The following is a 25050-nucleotide window of genomic DNA, read 5'->3' as shown; positions in this document are numbered from 1 at the left end:
AGCGATTCGATATTGGCGACGGGCCGCGGCCCGCCGGGAAAAACAGCCAGGCAAGACGGGACGTGTCCCCCGCCTTGCCTGGCGGCTCTCGTTTACTCCGCGCCGCCGCCCTCGGCCTCGCGCCGGCGCTCGGCCAGCTCGTGGCGATAAGCGATGGCGGCCAGGCGGCGGAATTCCTCCTGCAAGGCGTCCAGCCAGCGTTCGTCGACGAACAACTGCGGCGGCAGCGCCTTGCAGGCCTGGTACAGCGCCTGCAGCAAGGTGGAATGCTCGCTGTGGCGGCTGAGCAAGGCGGTGTCGCCCACCGTCTCCGCCAGCAGGCCGTCCAGCTGCTGCGGCTGTTGCAACAGCGACAGCAGGAACAACAGCCAGTCCGCCTCGCTGGGGTTGAAGGCGCATACCTGCGGGTTGGCCAGCATGCGGCCGACGAAGAGCGCGTCGGCCGAACGCAGCAGCTTGAGCTGGCTCAGCCGGCCCAGCAGGTTGCCGAACTCCAGCCGCGAACAGCTGGCGTCCAGCGAATCGATGTCGGCCAGCAGCGCGCCTTCGATGAAATCCAGCACCACCGCCCGGCGCTGGTAGCCGTAGCTGCCCACCCAGTCGGCGTAAATCTCCACTTCCGCCGCCTCGCTCTCCAGAAACTGGCGGTAGCTGGCGCGCAGCAGGCCGGGGCTCAGGGACAAAGCCTTGCCGAACAGCCTCGCCTTCAGCGCGCAATTGATGCCGGCCTTCAAAGGCTTGGCCTCGGCTTGCTCCTCCACCTGCTTGAGCAGGGCCTGCAGGCGCTTGCGCACCACCTCGTCCAGCTGACGGCGACGCAGCAGTTCGCGCAGCACCAGCACCAGATCGCTGTCGTCCGGGAACAAGGAACGCGCCTGGCGCAGCAAGTCCTCGGCGCTGATCCCGTGGGACTTGGCCACGTGCACGATCTGCTGCGCCTTGGGCTGGGCTTCCTCGTCCAGCACCCGTTCGAAACTGTCGGCCAGATGGCCCAGCTTCTTGTCGTAATCGCGGCGGTTGCGGAACTGGGTCAGCGCCGCCGACATTTCATCGGTGGACTGGACGAAGCGCTGCACCTCGGCCGCCGGGCTGGCGTCCTCCACCTGCTGCGCGTCCGCCTGCCGGGCCTCGCCCTGGCGCTGGGCGTCGCGCTGGGCGTCCAGCTTGCCCTGGTGCTTGGGCGAGCGGACGCCGAAGACCGGCGGCGGACGGCCGCTAATGTCCACGCGTCGCGCCCTTGGCCGCGCCCTCGGCGCGCTGTTCGCGGTCCAGATAATCCCGCACCCATTGCTGCAGCGGATCGCTGGAGATGCCGCCCTCTTTGGCCACCGCCGCCGACAGATCGCTGGCGTCCGGCGTCAGCGGGTCGTCGATCTCGCGCGGTTGAATCAGGAACACGCGCACGGTATTGCTCTGGTTCTGGCTGCGGTAGCGGAACAGGCCGCCCACCAGCGGCAAGCTGCCCAAGAACGGCACCTTGTTGTTCTGCTCGATATTGGCGTCGCGGGTGTAACCGCCTATCAACAGGCTCTTGCCCTGCGGCACCCGGGCCACGGTGCTGATGCGGGTGCGGCCCACCTCGGGCAAGGCGTCCTGCGGGTCCTTGTCGTAATCCGGGCTCTTGGCCTCGCGGCCGTCCTCGATATTCAGCGACATCTCGATCTGGCCGTCGGCGGAGAAGCGCGGCAGCACGCTGACCAGGGTGCCGTAGGTCACGTGCTGCAGGCTGGCATTGCGCTCGCCCACCAGCTTGGCGTAGAAGGTGCGGTTATTGTCGAAGATGGCCGGCACGTTTTCCTGGGTCAGCACCACCGGGCGCGACACCACATTGGCCTTGTTCTTCTGCGACAGCGCCATCACCGAGGCGATGAAGCGGGTGCCGTCCAGCGTGCTGATCGAATTGCTGGGGTTCAGCGCCACGCCCAGCTTGTTGCCCACGGTGACGCTGCCGCTCCAGTTGACGCCCAATTGATCCAGATCGCCCTTGTCCAGATCGATGATCCACAGCGACAGCTCCACATGGCGCTTGGCCACGTCCAGCGCCAGCGCCAGGTTTTCGATGAAGCGCACCTGCTCGGTGGTGCCCTTGATCAGCAGGCTGTTGGTGTCCGGATAGGCGATCACCTTGATGTCGCCGGCCGCCGTGTCCTGCTTCAGCGCGTCAGGCAGGCTGAGGCCGGCCTGGTAGGCCGGCGCCTTGAGCTCCCCGCCGGCGGGGAAGTCCGGCATCGCCGGAATGTCGCTGCCCCGCGCCGGCGGCCGCGCCGGATTGGCGGCGGTCTGCAAGGGCTTGTCCTCGCCCTGCAACAGCTTCTCTATCACCGTGGCCATGCCGGGGATGACGATTTTCTGGTCGCGCAACTCATAGCTGCGGTCGCTGACGAAGGTGTTGTTGAGCCGCACCACGCCGATCTTCTGCCGACCCAGCTCGATGCCGTCGCTCTGCTTGTCCATGAAGCCGGCGGCGTTGACCACCAGATCCACGAAGACCGGCGGCCCGGACACGTAGAAAGTGCCGCTGCGGTTGTCTCCGCGCAGCGGATAGCGCTTGTCGTAGAGGCCGGACTTGCGCAGGAAGTCGTTGAAGGCGGAGAGCGAGACATTGCGCAGCGACACCACCGCGTTGCGGGTTTCGCTGGCGTCGTAGACGTAGATGGCCTGGCCGTCGTGATACCAGATCAGGCCCAGCTGCTGGGTCATCTTGTCCAGCAGCGCCTGCGGATTGGCCAGGTCGAAATCGCCGCTGATCTGCTTGCGCGCCGCCTGCTTGCTGACGATCACCGGCTTTTTCAGCCGCGAGGAAATCGCGTCGAAGAAAGAACGCAGGCCCTCCTTCTTGGCGACGTAGCCGGCGGAGTCGGCGGCGCGCGCCGGTTCCGGCGCGGCGGCGGCCGGCAGGGCCGCGAGCAGCGTCGCGGCCAGCAGCGCGGCGGATAAAAAGCTTCGATTCATTTGGTGGCCAGTTGAATGATATTGGACAGACCGCGCGGCGACACGCCGATCAGTCCCTTGATTTCGTTGGAAAAATGCGACGACGAGGCGTAGCCGTGCTTGAGCGCCACCTGGGTCAGGTTTTCCCGTCCCTCCGCCACGTCCAGCAGCGAGCGGGCCATGCGCCAGTCGCGCAGCTCAGTCTTGGCCGCGTTGCCCAAGGCGTGGCGGCACAAGCGGCGGAAGTGGGAGTAGGACACGCCGTAGCGTTCGCCCAGCGCCTGCAGCTTGTCGCCGCAGGTGGACTGGGCCAGCAGGAAGCGCACCAGCCAATAGCTCTCGCTGCGGCGCAATAGCGACAGCAGCGCGGCGAAGGCCGGCGACGGCGTCAACACCTGCAGCAAGAACCAGTATTCGCAGCGCTTGCGGTCCTGCCAGGCGCTCAGATCGGCCAGCGGCAATTGCGCGCAACGCGCCTCGCCAGCCGGCGCGTCCGCGTCGCGGGCCTCGTCGGTCTTGGCTTCGTCGACAAAAGCCAGCAGCTTGCTCAAGGGCTCCAGCCGGACCGGCTGGAAGGCCAGCGCGCCGGCGGCCACGCTCACATCCACGCGGTCCAGCAGCAGCAGGCCCTGCCAATCCGCCGCCAGGGTCAGCGTTTCCGCGCCCTCTTCCCAGCTCAATTCCAGCCGCGCCTCTTCCCGGCGCGGCGGCAGCAGCCAGACGTCCTGGGCCGGCGCGCAGCGCTTGGCGGCGGCCTCCAAAGTCTCCAGCGGGAGCAACACATCGTTATCGGTCATCGGTCAAACGCCCTGCCGGGCTCGTGCTTGGACCGGGAAAGTGTCCCCCAGCGCCGCGGGCGAATCCTGATGCAAATCTGATGGGATCCCGAGTTTTCGCTCCAGCGCCCGCCAGATAGAAAGAACAGGCCCGCCGCGACGGCCCTCGCGCGGCGCAGGCCGCAGCGAGCGCGCAGGCGCGCCCCGCTTGAGCCGGGATCAGCGCCGCGATTATCCCTTTCCCCGCCGCGGGCAACTTTCAACTATCGACCATGGCGCCGGCTTTTCGCCATCCGTAAGAACGCTCAGCAAAACTACGCGGGCGCGGCCGCGCCGCCGCCGTGCTATAGGCAGAGATAGGCCCGACATGCCAAATAAATGATCGAACCAAAATCAAAAACCGCCGTGCTGCCGATGGAGAGAATGCGATGGCCCAGTTGACCCCTACCCTGCGCCGGGGAGCGGCGTTGCTCTTGCTGTTGAGCCTGGCCGGCTGCCGGGACGGCGAGCCCAAGCCCGGCACCGTGCTGGACGAAGCCAAGCAGGCCCAACGCACGGTGGAATCCTTCCCCGCCGCCGACGAGGACTACTTCAAGGACATGGACAGCGCGGTGGCGCTGGACGCCGCCGAAGTCAAAGGCCGCAACACCTGGCTGGTGTGGACCGGCGGCAACGACAGGCTGTGGGATAAGCTCGCCACCGTCAGCGTGGGCAATCTGGACCTGCTCAAGACCCTGTCCTCCCATCCCGGCCTCAAGTTCAGCCGCGACAACCGCTGGAACTATCTGGGCCTGGTCAACGAGCCCTGTTTCGACAAGGCGGGCGGCCCGGACGACAAGCGCTTCGGCCTGTGGCTGGACCAACGCCGCGCCGATTGCCCGAAAGACCCCTTCGAGAACGAGCAGAAATATCCGGGCGTGGCCATAGGCGCGCGCGGCAAGAACCTGCCCGCCGGCTCCTTCTACGGCTACGCCACCGGCGTGGTGGGCCTGCGCCTGTTCCCCAACCCGGCCTTCGACGAGGCCGCGGCCAAGAAATGGGACGCCAAGCGCTATTACGAAGACCCGACGTATTACAACGACAAGGACCTGATCCGCCCCTACCGCGTGGGCATGTCCTGTGCGTTCTGCCACGTCGGCCCCAATCCGGTGAAACCGCCGGCGGACCCGGAACATCCGAAGTGGGAAAACCTGAGCTCCAACGTCGGCGCCCAGTATTTCTGGGTGGACCGCATCTTCTCCTGGCAGGCGGACCCCAGCAGCTTCCCCTTCCAGCTGTTCCACACCTCGCGCCCCGGCGCGCTGGACACCTCGCTGATCTCCACCGACTCCATCAACAACCCGCGCACCATGAACGCGGTGTACGGCCTGGGGCCGCGGCTGGACATCGCCAAGCGCTGGGGCAAGGAAACCTTGGCCGGCGGCGGGCTCAACAACAAGCAGTTCAACGACTTCGTCAAAGACGGCCCGCTGACCCAGTTCTTCCAGCCGCCCAAGACCGTATGGACGCCGCGGGTGCTGAAAGACGGCTCGGACTCGGTGGGCGCGCTGGGCGCGCTAAACCGCGTGTATCTGAACATCGGCCTGTTCAGCGAGGAATGGCTGCTGCATTTCAACCCGCTGGTGGGCGGCAAGACCATCACCCCGATCCAGATCGCGGACGCGCGCAAGAACTCGGTGTACTGGCAATCCACCGAGCAGCAGACCGTGAACATGGCGCTGTTCTTCCTGAAAAGCACGGACCCGCACAAGCTGAAGGACGCCCCCGGCGGCGAGCAATACCTGAGCCGCGACGCCGCCCAACTCAGCCGCGGCAAGGTGGTGTTCGCGGAAAACTGCGCGCGCTGCCACTCCAGCAAGCTGCCGCCCAAAGTGCCGCCGCTGGACCCCACCGCCGGCTGCGCCGGCCCGGACTACCTGGGCTGCTTCAACAAATACTGGGACTGGACCAAGACCGAGGACTTCAAATCGCAAATGCGCCAGATCGTCCAGGCCGACGACTTCCTGAAGGACAACTACCTGTCCACCGAGCTGCGGGTGCCGGTAACCTTGCTGCAGACCAATGCCTGCAGCCCGCTGGCCACCAATGCGCTCAAGGGCAATATCTGGGACAACTTCTCGTCCAAAACCTATAAAGACCTGCCCTCGGTCGGCGAGATCACCGTGCACAACCCCTTCACCGGCGCGCCCTCGCAATACAAGATGCCGGCCGGCGGCCGCGGCTACACCCGTCCCGCCTCCTTGATCAGCGTCTGGTCCACCGCGCCCTTCCTGCTCAACAACAGCCTGGGCAAATTCAACCCCAGCCCGTCGGTGGCCGCGCGCATGGAGTCCTTCAACGACTCCATCCAGAAACTGCTGTGGCCGGAAAAACGCGAGAAGGACACGATGCTGGGCGCCAAAATCCCCGGCCTGATAGACCGCACCACCGCCCGCAGCTATCTGCGCGTGCCCACCGGCTACCTGCCGGACGCGCTGCAAGAACTGCAAGGCCCGCTGCAACGCTATCTGCCCTGGCTGTTCGGCAAGGACGGCGTGGAACTGGGCCCGATTCCGGCCGGCACCCCGGTCAATCTGATCTCCAACCTGCAGGTGACGCTGGACAACCCCTCGCTGGGCGAACGGCTCAAGCACGACAAGAAGCTGCTGGACCTGCTGCTCAAGATCAAGCACGACCTCAAGGCGCTGCCGCCGGGCGCCAGCGACGAAGAGGCGCGCAAGGTGTTCGCCAACCTGGCGCAGCCGATGCTTGAGCTGAGCACCTGCCCGGACTTCGAGGTCAACCGCGGCCATTACTTCGGCACCGGCTACCAAAGCAAGGAACCCGGCCTCAGCGACAGCGACAAGTACGCGCTGATCGAATTCCTGAAAACCTTCTAAAGGCGCTCCATGGACGAATACGAATACATCGTGGTGGGTTCCGGCGCCGGCGGCGGCACGCTGGCGGCGCGGCTGGCCGAGGCCGGGCACCGGGTCATGCTGCTGGAGGCCGGCGGCGACCCGCGCGCGCTCAAGGGCGGCGACGCCTGGCAGCCCCAGGCGGAACGGCTGCCCGACGATTACGATGTGCCGGTGTTCCACGCGCTGGCCTCGGAAAACGAGGCGATGAAACTGGACTACTTCGTCCGCCACTACGCCGACGACGCCCAGCAAAAGCGCGACCCCAAATACCGCGCGCAATGGAACGGCCAGAACGTGGACGGCGTGCTCTATCCGCGCGCCGGCGCGCTGGGCGGCTGCACCGCCCACAACGCCATGATCACCGTCTACCCGCACAACGCGGACTGGGACGGCATCGCCCAGCTCACCGGCGACCCCAGCTGGCGCGCGGACCACATGCGCGGCTATTTCGAACGGCTGGAGAACTGCCACCACCGCCCGCTCTACCGCTGGCTGGGCCTGCTCGGCGTCAACCCCACCCGCCACGGCTGGCGCGGCTGGCTGCAAACCGAGAAGGCGATCCCGGAATCCGCGCTGGGCGACGCCGGCCTGGTGGACACCCTGCTGGTGTCGGTGGACAAGGTCTTCCAGGAGGTGGACGTGCCGCACCGCAGCTGGCGCTGGCTGCTGCAAGGCCAGGCCGATCCCAACGACTGGCGGCTGGTGCGCGACAACGCCGTCGGCGTCTGCTACCCGCCGCTGGCCACCCGCAATCATCAACGCAACGGCAGCCGCGAACGGGTGCTGGACGCGGCGGCCCGCCACCCGGACCGGCTGCGCGTCGAGCTGGACGCGCTGGCCACCCGGGTGCTGTTCGACGAAGGGCAGCGCGCGGTCGGCGTGGAATACCTGAAGGGCGCCGGCCTTTACCGCGCCAGCGGCCGGGTCAGCGACGCCGCCGGCGAGCGCCGCGAAGTCCGCTGCAGCCGCGAAGTCATCCTGGCCGGCGGCGCCTTCAACAGCCCTCAGCTGCTGATGCTGTCCGGCATCGGTCCGGCCGCCCATTTGCAAGAGCACGGCATCGCGCCGCGGGTGGACCTGCCCGGCGTCGGCCAGAACCTGCAGGACCGCTACGAAGTGGGCGTGGTCAACCGGATGAACTTCAAGCACTGGGAAGTGCTGAAAGACGCGGAATTCGCGCCCGGCGACCCGCAATACAAGCAATGGGCGGAAGGCCGCAAGGGCGTTTACACCACCAATGGCGCGGTGCTGGCGGTGATCCGCCGCTCGGCGCAGGAACGGCCGCTGCCGGACCTGTTCTGCTTCGCGCTGCTGGGCCTGTTCAAAGGCTATTTCCCCGGCTACTCGCGCCTGTTCCCCGAACACCTGAACTACCTGACCTGGGCCATTCTCAAGGCGCACACCAATAACCGCGCCGGCACGGTGAAGCTGCGCTCCGCCGACCCGCGCGACCCGCCGGACATCAACTTCCACTACTTCGAGGAAGGCAGCGCCGGCGGCGATCAGGATCTGGACTCGGTGGTGGAAGGCATCAAGTTCGTGCGCAGCCTGACCGCCGATCTGAAAAAGCAGAACCTGATCGCGGAGGAGGAACTGCCCGGCGAGGCGCTGCAAAGCGATGACGAACTGCGTCAGTTCGTCCGCGACAACGCCTGGGGCCACCATGCCTCCTGCAGCTGCGCGATCGGCGCGCGCGAAGCCGGCGGCGTGCTGGACAGCCGCTTCCGCGTCCACGGCGTCAGCGGCCTGCGCGTGGTGGACGCCTCGGTGTTTCCGCGCATTCCCGGCTTCTTCATCGTCTCCGCGGTCTACATGATCGCGGAGAAGGCGGCGGAGGCGATTTTGGAAGACGCCAAGCGCTCATAAGCGCTGCGGGATGGCGTCCAGGCGCGAACCGGCCTTGCCGAGTGGCCTTTAGGCGTGGAGAGGATAGGGAAGCAAACCCATATCATCTCCCCGCCCCACTCGCGCCGCCGCCTCGACCCATTCCGTCGGAAAGGACCCGATGAGCACCCCGACCCAGCCCTTCTCCCAAGTCCACGCCGACGAACGCGCCGGCCTCGCCGCCGCGCGGGCGGAAGAAGGCGTGGAACGCCCAGGCGGCGGCGAAGCGCCGCAAGCCGGCCTCGCCTTCTCCGGCGGCGGCATCCGCAGCGCCACCTTCAACCTGGGCGTGCTGCAAGCGCTGGCCAGCAGCCGCTGGCTGCGCGAGTTCGACTACCTGTCCACCGTCTCCGGCGGCGGCTACCTGGGCGGCTGGCTGTCCGCGCTCAAGCGCCGCGCCGGCAACGCCGGCATGGAACAGACGCTGCGCGACCATCAGGGCCGCCAGCCGGCCATCCAGTTCCTGCGCGACTACAGCAACTACCTGACGCCCAAGACCGGCCTGTTCAGCCTGGACACCCTGTCCGCCGTCATCACCTACTGGCGCAACTTCATCCTCAACCAGATCGTGCTGCAAAGCCTGCTGCTGGCGCTGCTGCTGGGCCCCCATTTCCTGGTGGGCCTGGCGCGCAGCCTCGCCGCCTGGCCCTACGCGGGCACCGCCGCGCTGGCCGTGGCCGCCGCCTCCGCCGTGCTGTCCGCCCTGCTGGCGCGCGCCACCACCCGCGACGGCAAAACCGCCGCCTCGCCTAATGCCCCGGCCTGCAGCATAGGGCTATTGCTGCTCTTCTGTTACGCGATGGCGGTGTTCACCCTCCAGCAACTGGAAAACCGCGCCGATTTCTGGCACCAGCTGCCGCTGTGGCGGGTGGCCCTGGTCTCCAGCCTGGCCTACGCCGGCTACTGGGCCTTGCTCGCGCGCGGCTTCAGCCAGCTGCGCGGCAACGGCTATCTGCGCAGCGTGCTGTGGGCGCTGCTGGCCGGCCTGGCCGGCGGCGGCAAGCTGTGGCTCTTGCTGCAGGCGCTGGATTACGGCCTGGGCATCCGCGCGCCGCTGGCCCAGGCCTGGTATGTGGTGGCCGGCGCCTTCGCCGTGCTGCCGCCGGTGTTCGCCCTCAGCGCCGCGCTGCACATCGGCCTGGTCAAACGCAGCTTCTCCGATCTGCAGCGCGAATGGTGGTCGCGCCTGGGCGGCCTGCTGCTGGCGCTGGATCTGGCGCTGGTGCTGCTGTTCCTCGTGGTGGCGCTGTCGCTGCCGCTGCTGGCGGTGACCGCCGACTGGCTGCGCGCGCTGACCCTGCCGGCCTGGCTGCTGACCACCTTGGCCGCGGTCTGGCAAGGCCAGTCCGCCAAAACCGGCTGCGGCCAGTCCGCCGGCTGGCGCGACCTGGTCGCCCGCATCGGGCCTTACGTCTTCGTCGCCGGCTTGCTGATCCTGCTCAGCGCCGGCCTCAGCTGGCTGCTGGCGGCGCTGGAGATCCACGCCGACGGCTGGCAGCTGCGCCAGCAGTTGTGCGGCTTTCAGCGCTGCGGCCTCAGCGATTGGACCGCGCTGCATTTCGCCGCCTCGGAACAACAGGGCATGGGCGGCGGGCTGTACGCGGCGCTGATCCTGGCCTTCGTCGGACTGGCCGTGTTCGCCTCCTCCCGCTTCGACATCAATCTGTTCTCGCTGCACAACTTCTACCGCAACCGGCTGACGCGCGGCTATCTGGGCGCCAGCGCGCCGCAACGGGCGGACACGGTCAACCGCTTCACCGGCTTCAACGCCGGCGACGACCTGCCGCTGGCCGAGCTGGCCGGCTCGCCTTCCGGCCCGCCGCAGCGGCCCTACCACCTGATCAACACCGCCCTCAATCTGGTGGCCGGCGACGACCTGGCCTGGCAGCAGCGCAAGGCCGCCTCCTTCACCTTCACCCCGCTGTACTGCGGCTACAAATTTCCCGACAGCGCGCCGGAAGTCATCGACGCCTTTGTGCCCACCCGCGCCTATATGCACGACGACGCCACCGGGGCCGAACAGGGACCGATGCTAGGCTCGCTGATGGCGGTCTCCGGCGCCGCGGTCAGCCCCAACCAGGGTTATCACAGCTCTCCGGCGGTGACTTTTCTGCTGACGGTGTTCAATGTGCGGCTGGGCCGCTGGTGCCCCAATCCGGGCAAGCCCGGCGCCGCGCTGCAGGCGATGTCCCCGCCGCAAGGCTGGGTCTATCTATTGAATGAATTGCTGGGCCGGACCAACGCCCGTTCGGACTTCGTCTATCTCAGCGACGGCGGCCACTTCGAAAACCTGGGCCTGTATGAACTGCTGCGCCGGGAATGCCGGCTGATCGTGATCAGCGACGCCGGTCAGGACGAACAAATGACTTTCGAGGACCTGGGCAACGCCATCCGCAAATGCCGGATAGACCTGGGCGCGGAAATCCACATCGACGTGGACGCCATCCGCCGCGATCCGGCCACCGGCCTCAGCCGGTCCGCCTTCGCCGTCGGCTACATCCGCTACGCCTCCGGCGCCAACGGCCGCCTGCTCTACCTGAAGCCCTGCCTGCAAGGCCAGGGCATGGAGCCGGTGGACGTGCTGCAATACCGGGCCGAACATCCGGCCTTCCCGCACCAGTCCACGCTCAATCAGTGGTTCGACGAATCCCAGTTCGAGAGCTACCGCAAACTGGGGCTGTGCATAGGCGAACAGGCGGTGAGGGAACTGGACCGCAACGGCGCGGGTTGGCTGGCGGCGGACGGCGGCGGCGCCTGAGCGGGAACAGGCTGAACGTTTCCGGTCCGCCGTCCGGCGTCTCGCTATGCGTATTGGATCATGAGCAGGCGCTTAGAGCCGCTAACAAAAGCTCGCAGAGAAGCTGAGCCAAGGCGCGCCGACGCAGAAAACGAAGTTTCTGCGAAGCTACAGTACAAGTCGTACGGCAAGGAGGCGCAACGCAGGATCAGGGGTTTTGTTAGCGGGTCTTAGGCCATGTCCTTTTGATGCGCCACATCGATAGGAAGCCTAAGTTCGCTATAGTCGGCAGGCATTGGGGCTTTACTTTCAGGCATGCCTTTAATCTTATGTAACATATCTTTGCTCGGCAATATAAATTGCCCATCGTTTCGGGACAATATCAACTCATTGATATTTCCACCACTCTTTAAATGCTGAATGACCTCATCAATACCAAATGCGCGCGACTCATTTAAGGGATGATCCCCTTTGTTCACCCAAATATGCATATGCAAGGTAGCGGTTGAAGGCGCCACCGGAAAATGGAAAAACAACTTAACCTTGTCTTTTTCAGCAGACACCCCATAGGTATCAACTAAACACTGAAGGCTATCCCGCTTTAGTTTTTCCAGCATTCCAACATCGCTTTGCTCCAAATCCAATATAGAAGTCAATGATTTCACGCCGGATTTTAACTCGGCGTTATATTGATTTAATTCCTCACTCTGATTCACCGCTACTTTTTCTATTGAAGGGTCACCCTTCATTTCCTGAATCAAGTCATGGGGTAAAGCAGGATGAACGGCCCAGGCCGTCAGCTGGATGCCTTCTGGCCTAGTGGCCAAATCCGTGACTTGTCCAGCGGTGTAGGTTTGCGACATGTAGGGAATATTCGGATAAATCAGAAACCCATTGCCCGTCCCCAACGGGGCAGAGTAATGGAAGATATCTGGATTTTTTTTATACACCTCATTGTATACCTTATCGCCAGGTTCCCGGCTGTTACCGCGTAGCAGCTCAACCAGGAACTGGGTAGTATTTTCGTTTTTGTACGTTTCCTGGAGCTGCGCCAGGTTTGTTGTTGTCAGCCTTACCTGAGCCAGGTCCTTAGTTTGATACTTTTGCAAACCTCTTGGGTTTAGCCATCTGAAACTACCATAGTCGTCTTCAGATTGTTTGGATATATAGACACCATGGGTTAAATCGGCGGCGCCGGATTTGTCTTGCTTAATCAACACCTGATACCTGTCTTGATTTAGCTGGCTCAGGATTTTCCGGTTGTCATCAATGCCGTAAGCATCCAATGTTCTGCGGATCGCAGAGCTTTCGTGTTGTGTCAGGCTGGCCTGAGAGTTACGTACTGCCTGTACATCTAGGGTCTCATGGCATAAGCGACTCGAGTCAGCGGGCAAAGTCGCAGCAGAAGGCCGCAACGCTTGAATTGAAATCATGAGTTATCTCCTGTAATTGTCATATTGCACGTTGCAGGTGCGTTGGCTGCACTTAGTCACTCAGGCTTACTGATCGCACTCCAACGAAAAAAAGGCCAAGTATAAATATTACAAAGGCAGATTTAGAACATTGTCGTGCACGCCTTTAAATGGAATACCGCTAATATCCTTAATGGAATCTGAGGTCGGCAAAAAATAATTCCCCCCGTTTCGGTCAAGAACAAGATCGCCAATCTCTTTCCCGGACTTAAGATGCGCAATAATCGCGTCGAGATCGAAAGACCTTGGTTCATTCAGCGGGTGATCGCCTTTGTTTACCCAGGTGTGCAAGTGAAGCGTGGCGGTTTTCTCTGCAACGGGAAAATGGAAAAACATTCTGGTATTGTCATGTTCATTTACAGCATATACATTTCGAAGATGTTGCACTGTCTCTTGTCGCAATTTTTCGAGCTGCGGAAGATGCTCTTGTTTTAAACTCAGAATGCTGGTCAAGGAGTCAATCTGTGTTTTTTCATCAATCATCTTTTGTGGCGTCTTCTGGCTTGCCTCAAGCCTCTCAGGGCCTGATTGATGATTTCTCGATTCCAGAAATGAGGACTGTATACCCGGATGAATCGCGTAGGTGCACAAGATGATGCCATGTTTGCTATTTTTGAGTGTTTCGGGAGCGTTGACATAGGCATCCAACACTTTTGCATCGCAGTACGGTGTATTGGGACTAATGAGATATCCATGTTGCGTGCTGTCAATTGGCGAAACAAACTGCGCCAGACGCTCATTCCGGCGATAAAGATCAGTATCTAGGCAGGCCTCTGCATTAAGTACCTTGGTGAGAAAATCCGGCAAGGGAGTCTTCGAGTAGGTCTCGCTAAGCTGTGTTAACTGATCTTTATTCGTAAAGCTGATAACAGCGACATCTGGGGTTTGATATTTCATCAGCCCCTTTGGATTTAACCAGTTAAAGTTGCCATAGCCATCCTCACCCTGTTTGGACACATAGGCACCGTGGGTTAAATCAGAATTACCTGAGTGGTCTTTTTTAATCAACACATGGTATTTATCCTGATTTAGCTGACTTAACGCTTTCCGATTATCATCTATACCGTAGATGTCCAGCGTTCTGTGCATCGGCGAGTTTTGAGTATTGTGCACTGCCCGCACATTTAGGGACTGGTTGCGCTGATGACTTTGCTCAGTCGGTGTAATAGAGGCAGAACGATGTAATGTTTGAACTTGGATCATGATCTATATCCTAATAGAATGTGTTTGTATTAGTAGACTCCCACCTGGCAAACAACACCGTCAACCAGAATACTTCCTCATCAGCGCCTTTATATCAGCCTGCGCGATAGACTTGGCGTGGATATCGAGCTCGTCAATATTGACGCCTTGCGCCGCCAATCGAGCTAAAAGATGTTCTAGTTGAGGCCGCTGCGGCATATAGTGGCCGGAATCCAGATGAAATGATTTCGCTTTTCCCTGTGCAATGAGTATCATGCCCGCAGATAAAACCGGCTTACCTTCTGTCGTCGAAGTATGTTGCCATTTGCCTTTTTCATATGGGTGAACAAAGATATTTCCATCGCGATGGACAACAATGGCAGCGTGGCCCTCCATCCCGGCCTTGCCTGGCAGATGTGTCGTATCTAATAATTTACCCCCTACTTTCCATTCACCCTGTGAAAGCGTTACCCGATAATTAGCGGCTTGATCTGAGGATAGATAATTGATATAGCCGACATCCTGCGACAGAGGATGCTTAGGTTTATTCTTGAGCGTATTGATTTCAACATCGGGATGCTGATCAATCCACTGGAATAGCCCAACCTTGCTATTAGCGTCTTCCTGCCATGCGCTTAATGCACCGGACTGGGCATCAAGACCATTCAACGAAACCCTGTCGCGATGCTTCGGATCTTTAATTTCCAGCCAGTATTTTGGATTAGCACCTGCTTCCCCACGGCTTTTTCTTGGCATCATTTCCATAATGAATTGCGCGGCTTCTTTGAAACGCATCATGCCTGGGGAGTTTTTTATTGTTTTAACCGGCAGCAACGGAGGCTCACCCTGCTGTTCTGCTTGGCATCTGCCGACCTGGGCGATGTGATTGACTTTAATTTCCAGCATTAAACATCCTTCCTCATCGGTGGCTAGACACAATCTTTAGCGCGCCATAAAAACCATAAATAACTTCACTGAATTTATTTTCAAGCAATGCGCTCGGGTTAATCAATGCTTTTAATTCGAAACCATCATTGCACTTACCCAATGTTAAGTGGCCCGTTTCAACATATTCCATTACAGTTGTGAGAACAGGCATGATGTGCCTGGCATTGTCTATCAACAGCTCCTCACCAATCGGGATAAATGACCAAATGAAGAGGCGATCGTCAACTAGCGAAATATTAATAGACAGCCCTTCATTTAGATCAATGGCTATGGTTGAGTGTGAGTCAAAGCCATGCAACAATTGCCCTGAAACGCCCAGCTCGGTCAGTGCATCGCGAACCAACAAACTAAGTTCATGATGAATATTTTGAGAGAATGACAATGAACTGTAGGTCACAGAATTCAACGACCTGCCCAAGGAGTGGGTTTGATCATCCATTTTTGCGCTCATGGCATTTCCTTTTTCTGCGCCGCACGGCCCAGTGGTTTGTCCTCGGACTGCAAGCCGGCCATCAATCGACTGAACAAGCCGCGTAGTTGTTTTTCCTGCTGATATTGCTTGGCATCCGGGAATAGCGTATTCACTTGTTCGCGGACTTCCTTATTCACCGCGTAAGCGCCGAATGGTTTCGAATCCACCCACAAATTGACCCTGCTGTTCTGGTTTTTCTCCAACCCTCCGCGCAGATATTTCTGCTGGCTGTCGCCAGGCTTGGAGCCAAGCCAAACCATATGAATTTCCGACGACACCGCCTTGAAATCGCTCTTATCGTAAACCTGAGCCAAACGCTTGCTGGCCTGCACCGATTCCACGCCGGCATTGGAGGACGAGGTTTGAAGCAGACGAACTCCGACTGAATTCAGCATCATGTCTGCGACTCCTGAAAATTAAGAAAATAAAACAGTCGGAAGTATTTAAATCCAAGCCAAGATCAAGCACTTCCAAAAAGCGCTCACCTAAGCCGCGGGCGCCGAGCTGACATAAAAAAACGGCGCGCCAAATTGGCGCGCCGCTTGCGTCTGAAACCGTCCCGGCTTCAGCGCCGGGCCTGGCGATAGGGCGCCAGCACCTCGGCCAGTTCCGCCCGGTCCTCATGCGGAGCCAGCACCGCCAGTTTCGACAGATCCATCTTGCCGTTCAGAAAATCCAGCAGCCGCTCCAGATCGTCCAGATCGCTCATATAGTGGCCGGAAGACAGCATCAGCGACCTGGCCTTGCCCTCGCGCAGCTCTATCATCGCCGCCGCCCGCACCGGCTTGCCGGCGCTGGCGCTGGTATGGTGCAGCCGCCCCAGCACCGCGTCGTGGACAAACAGCCTGTCGTCCCGGTCCAGCACCAGGATGGCGTAGCCGGGCATGCCCAGCTTGCCCTTGGAGCCGGCGGTGTCGATAGCCGTGCCGTCCGGCCGCCGCCATACGCCGTCGGCCACCTCCGCCAGATAGGGCTGGAGCGCGGCGGCGTCGCTCAGATAGCTGACTTGCGGCGCGTCGCCCAAGCGCGCCATCCGCGGTGGCTGGCCCGGCTTGGCCAGGTTGATTTCCAGCTGCGGGCGGGCATCCATCCAGGCGAAGAAGTTTTCCCTGGCGCTGTCCCCGCTGGCCACCCATTGCCGGTGCGCCGGCTGTGCGTACTCCCGGTAGCGATGGCGAGGGTCGCGCGCCTCGCGCAACTCTTCGTCCACCAGTCCGGTTTCGCCTTCTTTGGGCATCAGCGCGGCGACGAAACGGGCGATGTCGCGGAAGCGCTCCAAGGGCCGCGGCGCGGGCTCGCCCACGCTGTCGACGCCCTTGAAGGCCTGCGCCAGCCGGCTGGGTGCCGCCGTCGGCGTCGCTTCCGGTCGCGGCGGCGGCATGGCCGCGCCGCTAGCCGAGATTCTCATGCGCTTTGATCCTCTTCATCTTTAATCCACCGCCGCTAGAATCCACCGCCGCTAGCGCGCCAGCGGCAGTTCTTCCCAACCGGCGAAACTCTGCTTGTCCGCCTGCCATAAGGGAAGCTGGCGCTCCATCATCGCGTCCAGTTCCTTCAGCGCTGCGTCCCCGGCGGGCCTGGAGCCGCCGACAGCGTAAGCTTCCATCGCGGCGAAGAAATCCGCGCCGTCCGCGCCCTGGCGCCGCAGGTAGTAATCGGCCTCCCGCCGCACCGCCGAGCCCGGCTCGGCCAGCTTGCGGCACAAGGCTTCCAGCGCCGGGCGCTGCGCCTCTCTCATCGCGGGCCAACGCTCGCTCTCGTCCACCGCCTTCAGGTGCAGATAATGCATCAGCGGCGCGCTCAGGCTGTTGTCGCCCCAGCGCTCGCCCAGCACCGCTGTGGCGGAGGCGCCGGCGTTAAGGCCCAGCTCCAGGGACACGCCCGGCTGCAGCGGCACGCCGCCGGAGGCGGACAGGCCAAGGTTGCCGCTGGCGCTGACCCGGCTCAGTTGCAGCCGAAAGCCGGCGGCTTCGGCCGGGAAATCGGCCTGGGTCTGGTATTGCGGCCGATAAAAGCGCAGCAGCAGGGTCAGCGCGCCGCCGCCTTGCAGCCCCGCGGAACTTTGCAGGCCGGCCAGCGCCGCCGGCACTTCGGCGGCCAGGCCGTGCGGCGCCAGCTGCGCGCTCAGCGCGTCGCGCAAGGCGTCCAACGGCCAAGAGCCGCTCAGATTGCCGGACAGGCTGATCCTCACGTCCTTGTAATCCCCGGCTCGCACCGGATTGTGATGCACCCGGGTGCGTTCGGTCAGCGAGGCTTCCGCTTTCAGGCCCAGCGGCCCCAGCGCGCCGCCCAGATCCAGCGCGACGCTGCGGTCGCGGATCTGCAGGCGCAGCACATCGTGGAAGCTGGTGCGCTTGGCCAGCGCCGCCGCGTCGTGACGGACGGGCGGCGCGTACAGCCGAGGCGCCAGCTCGTCCAGGCTCTGCAACAAGGCCTCGTCGCCCTTGCCCGCCGCGCTCAGGGTCAGCGCGGCGTGGGCCAGCGCCATATTGGCCAGCGTTTCCTCGCGGCTTCCCGCGCGCCAGGCGGCCTGGATGGAGCGTTCCACCGCCGCGCCGCCCTGACGCTTGCCGATGCCGGCGTCCAATTGCTGGGCGACGGCGCAGAAATGTTCGAATTCGGCGCGCAGGCCGTCCGCGGCGTCGCGCAGCCGCTCCGGCGTCTGTTCGCGCAGCGCCGCCATGCTCTGCGCGCCGCTGAGCCAGCTCAGCGGATGATTGCGCGCGTCCGCGCCCATCAGCGCGGCGGCTTTTTGTTCGATGCCGGCCAGCCGCTGTTGCGCGATCGTCGCGTTGCGCGCCGCGCCCTGCTCCTGGCGCAGGCCTTGCCAGATCGGGGTCAGCGCGTCGGCCTGGATGTCGATGCGCTCCACCGCCGCGCCAACGCCGACGCCGATGCCCGCGGCTTCGGCGCGCGCCGAGGCGCTGCCCTTGACGCTATCCACCGTGCTGGGCGGCAGATAGGGTGTCTGCGCGCCGGGCAGGGACGCGGCGCTGTCGCGTTGACCCAGCCAGCCCAGCAATACGCCCAGCCGCTGCTGCTGATCCGCCGCCTGCTGTTGCAATTGCTGGTACTGACGCAATTCATTGCCGTGGCCGGGACGGAACAAGCGGATCAAGGCGCCCACCGCGGTGCGGGCGCTGACGCCCAGGGTGTCGCGGCGCGAGCCGTGAGCCAGTTGGTCCGCCTTCAGTTTGACGAAGGCGGTGGCGCTGGCGTATTCGGTCGCCACGGTGCGTTGGCGGCGGCCCTCCACCGCGCCGGACAAGGAGGCGACGCCGACGCCGCCCTGAATCCCGGCGCGTGCGGACACCGCCTTGCCCTGGTTCTGGAACACGAAGCCTTCGTCGTCGTTGTCCATGCCGCGGCTCCAGGCCAGGCCCACGCTGAAGGTGGCCTTGGCGCCGGCGCCGGCCTCGCCCAGTCCCAGGCCGACCCCAACCGAAGCGCCGACATTGCGCTCCTGGCTGGCGCCCGGCTGATCAAAGCGCTGGAATTGCGGCAGCAGCTGCGCTTCCGCCTCCGTCCGCGCCAACTGCGCCCAGGCCGCCTGGCCCAACAGGGCCAGCCGCTGGCCCAGTTCCGCCAGCGGGCTGCCCGGCGTCGCCGCGCGCGCCAGCGCTTCCATATCCAGCGACAGCCGCGCGCATTCTTTAATGTCCAGCGGCGTCTGCGCGTCGCCGGCCGCCAGTTTCTGCCGCAAGCTTTCCACGATGGCCACCGTCTTGGGCGCCACCGCGTGGCTACGCGGCAGGATGTTCAGCGCCTGCACCCAGCGCGGCCAGCGCGAGCGTTCCGGCTCCGCCTGGCGATACGCTTCGCGTTTCATCGCCAGCAGGGTCTGGCCCAGGTCTTCGCGCCGCAAGCGCAGCTTGTCGTCGCTGAGGACCACCTGACTGCCGCGCGCCGGCGGCGCGTCTTCCACGCGGCGTTCCGCCGCGCCGCGCGCGCCGCTCAAGGCGGCGGCCAGGCCCTGCGCCGGCCGCGGCGCCGAAGATTCCGATAAGCGGCGGAAGCCCTGCAACCGCACCGTACCCGCCCCGCTTGCAACTGTGTCCAACATGGATGCCTCCTCGCGCCGCATCGCGGCTCAAACGCCGGGCCGGGCCCGGAGCGCCTGCCTAGTTTTCGCCGTTGCCGGCTTTCAAGTTCGCGGCCAACGCCAAGGGCGACGGCCTTTCCGCTTGCAATTCCCGCCCCATCTCCGTCCAGCCCAGCAGCAGCCCCTGCAATTGCCCGCGCGCCTCGGGACTGACTGTCCCGTCTTTCACGCCCTGGGCCGCCAAGTCGCAATATTTAGCGCAGTCCCGAGCCAGCTCGGCTATCACGGCCTGCCAGGCGTCGGCCTGCTTGGACGCCGGCTTCTGTTCGACAGCCGGCGCCTGCGCCGTCATGCCGCCGCCGCGCAGCGCGGCCGCGAACGGGCTCTGCGCCGGCGCGGACGGCGCGCCTGGCTGCGGCTCGGACAGCGTCGCCAAACGGGGGGAATTGGCGGTCGGCTTCGACGAAACATTAAAAGACATTTCAAACGCTCCTGATTTGGCGGCGAGGCCAGAACAACGGTGATGAGGGGCCGCCGGCGCATGCTCGGCGACAGCGTCAAACTACCCCAACGCCGGTAACCGAACTTGCATAAATCGGCCGCGGCCTCGTCCGAGCCGCCCCCCTCGTTTTTGAGAGTTTTCCCATTTGTAGCAAGCACTCCCTCACGTAGTATTCCTACATACATCAATTTATGCGAAGGAAATCAAAAACCTCCCTAACAACCCGATGACATAACAACAGGACAAACAAGACCATGTCATTCGCTGAACATTTTTTGCAAGCTGGCCCTCGGCGGCAAAAGTACCATCCACTCTCTCTGTTTTTATGACCGGATAAAGGCTTTGAGCGCCAGTTGACGACACTGGCAATTCCAGGCGACAGCGGGCGGGAAGCGGCGGACACACGCCGCGCGATGCGAATCCGCAGCCGGCCCCAAGAACCAGCGCAAATCACCCAACAGATCCACCGAACAAAAAACACGCCGACATGCCGCGATGCTACGGGGAATAGCACACAAGTCGCAGCATTGGTCGACTCGATCCGCATGGTCCGCCATGCGCTATTGCGCCGTGCGCGCAAGAGGAACTAGAAGATGGCGTTACATAAAGATGGCTTCATGAACAGGCAATTTGTTTTTGGCGACTTCGTCCTTCACTTCGACGGCATGCTGCTGCACCGCGAGCAGCAGATCAGCATTCCGCCCAAGGAACTGGCTGTGCTGACCACCCTGCTGGAAGCGGCGGGAGAGCTGGTCAGCAAGGACGCGCTGCTGGACCGCGTTTGGCCGGACGGCGAAGTCAACGAAGAGTCGCTGACCCGCTGTATCTACGCGCTGCGGCGCATCCTGCTGGAAACCAAGGATTGCCGTTATATCGACACGGTGTACGGCAAGGGCTATCGCTTCAGCCGCCCGGTGGCCATGGTGTCCAAACCCACGCCGCTGGCGGCGCAATGCTCGGTGGCCGTGCTGCCCTTCCGCACCCATCCGCAGCTGGACGCGGTCAGCCTGCACAACGCTCTGGTGCAATGCCTGTCGCGCTACTCGCCGTTCGGCCTGATCGTGCTGCCGGCCACCATCACCCAGAACTGCCGCGACGTCACCGACATCGTGGCGATGATCGATCAGCTGCGCCCGGACTACTACCTGGCCGGCCAGACCCTGCAGCAAGGCGGCGTCTGGAAGCTGCGGGTGGAATTGGTGCGCGCCGCCGGCCATCAGCTGATCCACCATGAAAGCATAGAGCTGAGCCCGGAACAGCCGATCACCGCGCTGCAAACCCGGCTGGCCAGCCTGTTGCCGCAACGCATTCCCGGCCTGCGCTGGAACCAGGGCCAGAACAACGAGCTGGGCTCGCTGGACATGGCCATCACCTATCTGAACGGCCGCCACGAACTGCAGCAGCACACCCCGTCCAGCCTGCGTCGCGCGCTGATGCTGCTGCGCCAGTGCGTCAACGCCGGCCCCAGCCACGCGCTGCCTTACTGCAGCCTGGCCGAGTGCTATCTGACCCTGGCCCAGCTGGGCCTGTTCGACCAGGCCCAGGCGCTGATCCAGGCGCAACAGGCGGTGAACAAGGCGGTGGAACTGGACGCGGCCAATCCGCAGGCGCTGGGACTGCTGGCCTTGCTCAGCAGCATGCGCTCGGAGCAGGCGGTGGCCGAGGCGCTGTTCGAACAGGCGCGGCTGCTGGCGCCGGATGCCGTCGACATCCATTACTACCACGCCTGGCATTTATTCCTGTCCGGCAAGCTGGCCCAGGCGCAGCAGGCGCTGGACGCCTGCCTGGAACGCGACCCCTCGCGCATCTCCGCCAGCATTCTGAAGCTGTGGCTGACCTATTACGAACACCGCATCGACGACGCGGTATCGCTGGGCAAGCGCCAGCTCTGCCAATACGGCCAGAACCACCCGGTGCTGCAAAGCGTGCTGGCGCTGCTGCTGGGGCTGCAAGGCCAGCACGCGCAAGCCGACGAGCTGGTGCAGGCGGTGCGCGACTCCGGCGAGGAAGCCGGCCTGCTCGCCCTCAATCACAGCTACGTGGACTACTGCCGTCGCGGCGACGCGGCGCTGCCGGCGTTGCGCGCCTTCCTCGCCAAGGTGGACAGCCGCCAGGTGCGCTCCAGCCTGCTGCCGCTGATCCTGGCCGCGCAGGGCCCGGAGGCCGCGGTCCAGCATTGGCGCCAATTGCAGGCCGAAGGCTATCTGTGGATCAAGGCCTGGCGCCACGATCCGCGACTGAGCGAGCTGGCGGAACACGCTCAGCCCTGCCAGCCGGAGGCCGCGTGATCCGCGTCTGTCTGTTGTCCGCCCTCTTCTTGTGTGCCGGCGCGGCGCGGGCGGACTGCTGGGATCGCGCCGGCCGCATGTTCAATATCGCGCCGGACTTGCTCTACGCCATCGCCCAGCAGGAGTCCGGGCTCAAGCCGGACGCGGTGGGCCGCAACCGCGACGGCAGCCGGGACCTGGGCCTGATGCAGATCAACAGCACCCATCTGCCGCGGCTGCGCCAGCTGGGCGTCACCGAACCGCAGCTGATGGGCGACGCCTGTCTGTCCGTGGTCGTCGGCGCCTCCATCCTGGCCGAGATGATGAAACGTTACGGTTATTCCTGGGAGGCGGTGGGCGCTTACAACGCCGGCACCGCGCCCAGCCGCCGCGCCTTGCGCATGCGTTACGCCGAGCAAGTGTGGCGGCGCTACCAGAAGCTGCGCCAAGCCGCCCCACCCCCAAGCAAGGAGCTCTCATGATTCGCTCGCTTTCTCCCGCCCCGCGCGCGCTGTCCGCGACGCCGCCGCCCACCGCCCCCAAGCCCAGTCCCTCCTCGGCCTGGACCGCCCAGTTGCGCGGCGTCAGCCAGGGCGCCGCGCCCCAGCCCGCGCCGCGCACGGCGCAGCCCGGCCGCTCGATAGGCCTGCTGCGGCAAGCTTTCCAGCAAGCCGCGCCCCAGGCCCGCGCGGAAACGTCGGCTCGGCCCATGGCCAAACTGCGGCAGCCCGCGCCCCTGGCGGACGTCGGCCCGGCCCGCGCCGACGCCGCGCCGATGCCCAAACGCGACCCGATGGCATTGCTGCGCCAACGCATGACGCCCGAGGCGCTCAAGGATTTCGAGCAGAAACTGGCGGACACCGCCGGCAAGCGCGCCCCGGCCAAGGCGCCTCAAGCGCCGGCCGCCGTCGTACAAGCCGCGCCGGCCGCGGCAGCCCCGCCAGCAGCCCCGGTCCTGGCCGCCGCGCCGCAGCCGACGCAGCCCGGTCAGATTCCACCGCCTCCGCCGCCTCCCCCGCCGCCGCCGCCCGTCAACGCCGCGGCCCCGGCGGCCGGCCCGGCGCGCGCCTGGAACAAGATCGCGGCGGCCAGCGCGGCCGATATCCAGCAACTGCGTGACGAACAAAGCCAGAAACTGCGCAAGGAGCCGGGTTCCAAGCCCACTGCCGCCTCGCCGGCGGGAGCGGAGCTCATTAACGAATTGAAAGAGCGACAGCAAAAAATGGCGGCGCGGGCCGCCAGCGCTCAGCTGCGGTAATTCCGCAACTCTCCCGATCCCCCTTTACATGGCGGCCGCCGCTTCCGCGGCACGCCGCCATGCTTTTTCCCTCCTCCCCGAATCTGATTCCCCTCCCGAGATTTCATCGGTTTTCCATCAGGAATCCGTCCCCGCATGTCCGTAAAGTGGATGCCAACATCGCAGAACCTTGCGCACTCACCGACAGACACCATGGCAGCTGAAGACATCACTCTCTCCGCGCCGGCGCCCATCGTGGTCCGCCTGCTCAACAGCCCGCTGCGCGGCTGCGAATTCCTGCTGCAGCCAGGCAAGACCCTGTTCCTGGTCGGCCCCGCCGCCGCCCTGACCGAGGCCGGCCAGTTGCCGGAATTGCCGGCAGACGCCCTGTTCATTCCTCTGGAGCAAGGCGGGGTCAATTTCGAAGTGCTGATCGACCGCGCCGAACCCGACCGGGTGACGCTGCGCGAACTGCGCGACGCCGGCGTGGACGAGCGTCCGGCCGAATTCAACCGCCCGCTGCGCATCGGCGCGCTGGAACTGGCCTTGCGGCCGGAGCACCTGTCCTGGTCGCCGGAAGTGCTGGGCCACGGCCAGGACGCGCCGCCGCCGGAACAAAAACCGGCGCGCCGCCACGCCGCCGCCGCGGTGGCGCTGGCGGTGATCGCCGCGCTATTGCTGGCCGGCGGCGGCTACTGGCTGTGGAACACCCCGCAACGCCAGGCCTCGGAATTGAACGCGCTGCTGGGACGAGACAGCCAGCGCTTCCAGGTGCTGCCCGGCCGCGACGGCGTGTTCTACGTCTCCGCTGCCAATGAGCGCGACAGCGCCTGGGCGCGGCAAGTGCTGGCGCGCGGCGACTACAACCGCCCGGCGCAGGTGCTCAGCCCTCAGCAGGAAAACGAACGCATGGGCCGCTGGCTGGCGGATAACTACCCCCACCTGCCCTATTACCGCTTGCAGCTGGACAACCCTCGCCGGCCGCAGCTGTGGGTCAGCCAACAGCGCGCCGCGCTGGGCGGGCCGGCCAGCCAGGCGCTGTCGCAGCGGCTGGCCGAGCAGATGCCCTACGCCGACGCGGTGGACATCGTGCCGGTGGACGACGCCGCTGCCGCGAGCCAGGCCGAAACCGGCCTGTCGCGCCAGGCGCTGCCCTTCACCCGCAGCGAGCAGCCCAACGGCATCACCTTCGTGATCCAGGGCGCGCTGGACGACGGCGAACTATTGCGCGCGCGCCGCTTCGTCGACGACTACTACCGCCAGTGGGGCGGCCGCTACGTGCAATTCGCCATTGAATTGAAGGACGACTGGCTCAAGGGCAAGTCCTTCAAGTACGGCAACCAGGGTTACGTCAAGATGGCGACCGGCCACTGGTATTTCCCCAAACCTCTGTAAACCCAAAGGCAAACCACCATGGCAATCGATATCACCAATCCGGACTGGACCCTCAGCGACATGTCCAAGGAGTTCGACACCGGCACCAGCAAGCTCCAGGGCGAGCTGACCACGGCGCTGGATAAGCTGAACGGCAACCCGTCCAACCCCCAGTTGCTGGCCGACTACCAAAGCAAGCTGTCCGAGTACAACCTGTACCGCAATGCGCAGTCCAACACCGTCAAAGTGTTCAAGGACATCGACGCGGCCATCATCCAGAACTTCCGCTAAACCCCGACGCCGGCCACGCGCCGGCGCTTCAGGAG

The 25050-nt window shown here is 63.9% G+C and carries 19 protein-coding genes; 8 read left to right on the top strand and 11 right to left on the bottom strand.

Features of this window, described 5'->3' with window-relative positions:
* Positions 1–92 precede the first annotated feature (92 nt).
* From ACODSD_RS01230 to invF, 3 genes are read right to left on the bottom strand one after another with little or no spacing between them, the layout of a single operon-like run.
* Complete coding sequence (locus ACODSD_RS01230) at positions 93–1226, bottom strand: YopN/LcrE/InvE/MxiC type III secretion system gatekeeper (RefSeq protein ID WP_488876618.1); 1134 nt, start codon at positions 1224–1226, stop codon at positions 93–95.
* The gene (gene sctC / locus ACODSD_RS01225) at positions 1216–2952 is read right to left on the bottom strand and encodes a type III secretion system outer membrane ring subunit SctC (protein WP_305883571.1); all 1737 of its coding nucleotides are present in this window, start codon (positions 2950–2952) and stop codon (positions 1216–1218) included. Before sctC ends, ACODSD_RS01230 begins: the two co-directional genes overlap by 11 nt.
* On the bottom strand, positions 2949–3728 hold the full coding sequence (invF, locus tag ACODSD_RS01220; RefSeq protein WP_107800831.1) for an AraC family transcriptional regulator InvF: 780 nt from the start codon (positions 3726–3728) through the stop codon (positions 2949–2951). The genes sctC and invF overlap by 4 nt, the downstream gene beginning before the upstream one ends.
* A gap of 407 nt (positions 3729–4135) precedes the next feature.
* Between invF and ACODSD_RS01215 the strand changes: the two genes are divergently transcribed.
* The 3 genes from ACODSD_RS01215 (at position 4136) to ACODSD_RS01205 (ending at position 11249) form a co-directional block, all read left to right on the top strand.
* On the top strand, positions 4136–6586 hold the full coding sequence (locus ACODSD_RS01215) for a c-type cytochrome (protein WP_107800832.1): 2451 nt from the start codon (positions 4136–4138) through the stop codon (positions 6584–6586).
* A 9-nt stretch (positions 6587–6595) separates the two neighbouring features.
* The gene (locus ACODSD_RS01210) at positions 6596–8473 is read left to right on the top strand and encodes a GMC family oxidoreductase (RefSeq protein WP_486636026.1); all 1878 of its coding nucleotides are present in this window, start codon (positions 6596–6598) and stop codon (positions 8471–8473) included.
* A gap of 139 nt (positions 8474–8612) precedes the next feature.
* The gene (locus ACODSD_RS01205) at positions 8613–11249 is read left to right on the top strand and encodes a hypothetical protein (RefSeq protein WP_488876617.1); all 2637 of its coding nucleotides are present in this window, start codon (positions 8613–8615) and stop codon (positions 11247–11249) included.
* Between the two features lie 209 nt (positions 11250–11458).
* On the opposite strand, the gene ACODSD_RS01200 is transcribed toward ACODSD_RS01205, so the two are convergent.
* The 8 genes from ACODSD_RS01200 to ACODSD_RS01165 form a co-directional block, all read right to left on the bottom strand.
* On the bottom strand, positions 11459–12661 hold the full coding sequence (locus ACODSD_RS01200) for a hypothetical protein (protein WP_488876616.1): 1203 nt from the start codon (positions 12659–12661) through the stop codon (positions 11459–11461).
* 108 nt (positions 12662–12769) lie between these two features.
* Positions 12770–13903: a hypothetical protein gene (locus tag ACODSD_RS01195; protein WP_488876615.1), complete on the bottom strand. Its 1134-nt coding sequence runs from the start codon at positions 13901–13903 to the stop codon at positions 12770–12772.
* Positions 13904–13963: 60 nt separating this feature from the next.
* A complete protein-coding gene (locus tag ACODSD_RS01190; protein ID WP_488876614.1) occupies positions 13964–14788 on the bottom strand; it encodes a hypothetical protein in 825 nt (274 codons plus the stop codon).
* 13 nt (positions 14789–14801) lie between these two features.
* Positions 14802–15281 (bottom strand): InvB/SpaK family type III secretion system chaperone, encoded by a 480-nt coding sequence (locus tag ACODSD_RS01185; RefSeq protein WP_488876613.1) that lies wholly within the window; start codon positions 15279–15281, stop codon positions 14802–14804.
* Entirely contained in the window at positions 15278–15700 is a 423-nt protein-coding gene (locus ACODSD_RS01180) for a TcdA/TcdB catalytic glycosyltransferase domain-containing protein (RefSeq protein ID WP_488876612.1), read from the bottom strand. Before ACODSD_RS01180 ends, ACODSD_RS01185 begins: the two co-directional genes overlap by 4 nt.
* A gap of 167 nt (positions 15701–15867) precedes the next feature.
* On the bottom strand, positions 15868–16710 hold the full coding sequence (locus ACODSD_RS01175; RefSeq protein WP_488876611.1) for a hypothetical protein: 843 nt from the start codon (positions 16708–16710) through the stop codon (positions 15868–15870).
* A 51-nt stretch (positions 16711–16761) separates the two neighbouring features.
* Complete coding sequence (locus ACODSD_RS01170; RefSeq protein ID WP_488876610.1) at positions 16762–19365, bottom strand: hypothetical protein; 2604 nt, start codon at positions 19363–19365, stop codon at positions 16762–16764.
* Between the two features lie 58 nt (positions 19366–19423).
* Positions 19424–19825, bottom strand: a complete 402-nt coding sequence (locus ACODSD_RS01165; RefSeq protein ID WP_227105408.1) for a hypothetical protein — start codon at positions 19823–19825, stop codon at positions 19424–19426.
* A 614-nt stretch (positions 19826–20439) separates the two neighbouring features.
* Here ACODSD_RS01165 and ACODSD_RS01160 point away from each other — a divergent pair.
* The 5 genes from ACODSD_RS01160 to ACODSD_RS01140 all read left to right on the top strand — a co-directional run bounded on the left by ACODSD_RS01160 (position 20440) and on the right by ACODSD_RS01140 (position 25015).
* The gene (locus ACODSD_RS01160) at positions 20440–22134 is read left to right on the top strand and encodes a HilA/EilA family virulence transcriptional regulator (RefSeq protein ID WP_227105410.1); all 1695 of its coding nucleotides are present in this window, start codon (positions 20440–20442) and stop codon (positions 22132–22134) included.
* A complete protein-coding gene (iagB, locus tag ACODSD_RS01155) occupies positions 22131–22595 on the top strand; it encodes a type III secretion system invasion protein IagB (RefSeq protein ID WP_304502823.1) in 465 nt (154 codons plus the stop codon). Before ACODSD_RS01160 ends, iagB begins: the two co-directional genes overlap by 4 nt.
* Positions 22592–23371 (top strand): hypothetical protein, encoded by a 780-nt coding sequence (locus ACODSD_RS01150; RefSeq protein ID WP_488876609.1) that lies wholly within the window; start codon positions 22592–22594, stop codon positions 23369–23371. The genes iagB and ACODSD_RS01150 overlap by 4 nt, the downstream gene beginning before the upstream one ends.
* A gap of 192 nt (positions 23372–23563) precedes the next feature.
* A complete protein-coding gene (locus tag ACODSD_RS01145; protein WP_488876608.1) occupies positions 23564–24745 on the top strand; it encodes a PrgH/EprH family type III secretion inner membrane ring protein in 1182 nt (393 codons plus the stop codon).
* An 18-nt stretch (positions 24746–24763) separates the two neighbouring features.
* Entirely contained in the window at positions 24764–25015 is a 252-nt protein-coding gene (locus ACODSD_RS01140; RefSeq protein WP_166454394.1) for a type III secretion system needle complex protein, read from the top strand.
* The last annotated feature ends 35 nt before the right edge of the window (positions 25016–25050 follow it).

The sequence above is a fragment of the Chromobacterium sp. FG22 genome (assembly GCF_057809415.1).
Note: the sequence above shows the minus strand (reverse complement) of the source record. Positions and strands in the feature narration are given on the sequence as shown.

What these genes read in the sequence shown, in the direction of transcription:
- ACODSD_RS01205 (WP_488876617.1), top strand. Translation starts at nt 8,613, where the DNA reads ATGAGCACCCCGACCCAGCCCTTCTCCCAAGTCCACGCCGACGAACGC.
- ACODSD_RS01200 (WP_488876616.1), bottom strand. Translation starts at nt 12,661, where the DNA reads ATGATTTCAATTCAAGCGTTGCGGCCTTCTGCTGCGACTTTGCCCGCT.
- ACODSD_RS01210 (WP_486636026.1), top strand. Translation starts at nt 6,596, where the DNA reads ATGGACGAATACGAATACATCGTGGTGGGTTCCGGCGCCGGCGGCGGC.
- ACODSD_RS01195 (WP_488876615.1), bottom strand. Translation starts at nt 13,903, where the DNA reads ATGATCCAAGTTCAAACATTACATCGTTCTGCCTCTATTACACCGACT.
- ACODSD_RS01145 (WP_488876608.1), top strand. Translation starts at nt 23,564, where the DNA reads ATGGCAGCTGAAGACATCACTCTCTCCGCGCCGGCGCCCATCGTGGTC.
- invF (WP_107800831.1), bottom strand. Translation starts at nt 3,728, where the DNA reads ATGACCGATAACGATGTGTTGCTCCCGCTGGAGACTTTGGAGGCCGCC.
- ACODSD_RS01190 (WP_488876614.1), bottom strand. Translation starts at nt 14,788, where the DNA reads ATGCTGGAAATTAAAGTCAATCACATCGCCCAGGTCGGCAGATGCCAA.
- ACODSD_RS01170 (WP_488876610.1), bottom strand. Translation starts at nt 19,365, where the DNA reads ATGTTGGACACAGTTGCAAGCGGGGCGGGTACGGTGCGGTTGCAGGGC.
- sctC (WP_305883571.1), bottom strand. Translation starts at nt 2,952, where the DNA reads ATGAATCGAAGCTTTTTATCCGCCGCGCTGCTGGCCGCGACGCTGCTC.
- ACODSD_RS01150 (WP_488876609.1), top strand. Translation starts at nt 22,592, where the DNA reads ATGATTCGCTCGCTTTCTCCCGCCCCGCGCGCGCTGTCCGCGACGCCG.
- ACODSD_RS01175 (WP_488876611.1), bottom strand. Translation starts at nt 16,710, where the DNA reads ATGAGAATCTCGGCTAGCGGCGCGGCCATGCCGCCGCCGCGACCGGAA.
- ACODSD_RS01215 (WP_107800832.1), top strand. Translation starts at nt 4,136, where the DNA reads ATGGCCCAGTTGACCCCTACCCTGCGCCGGGGAGCGGCGTTGCTCTTG.
- ACODSD_RS01165 (WP_227105408.1), bottom strand. Translation starts at nt 19,825, where the DNA reads ATGTCTTTTAATGTTTCGTCGAAGCCGACCGCCAATTCCCCCCGTTTG.
- ACODSD_RS01180 (WP_488876612.1), bottom strand. Translation starts at nt 15,700, where the DNA reads ATGATGCTGAATTCAGTCGGAGTTCGTCTGCTTCAAACCTCGTCCTCC.
- ACODSD_RS01140 (WP_166454394.1), top strand. Translation starts at nt 24,764, where the DNA reads ATGGCAATCGATATCACCAATCCGGACTGGACCCTCAGCGACATGTCC.
- ACODSD_RS01185 (WP_488876613.1), bottom strand. Translation starts at nt 15,281, where the DNA reads ATGAGCGCAAAAATGGATGATCAAACCCACTCCTTGGGCAGGTCGTTG.
- ACODSD_RS01160 (WP_227105410.1), top strand. Translation starts at nt 20,440, where the DNA reads ATGGCGTTACATAAAGATGGCTTCATGAACAGGCAATTTGTTTTTGGC.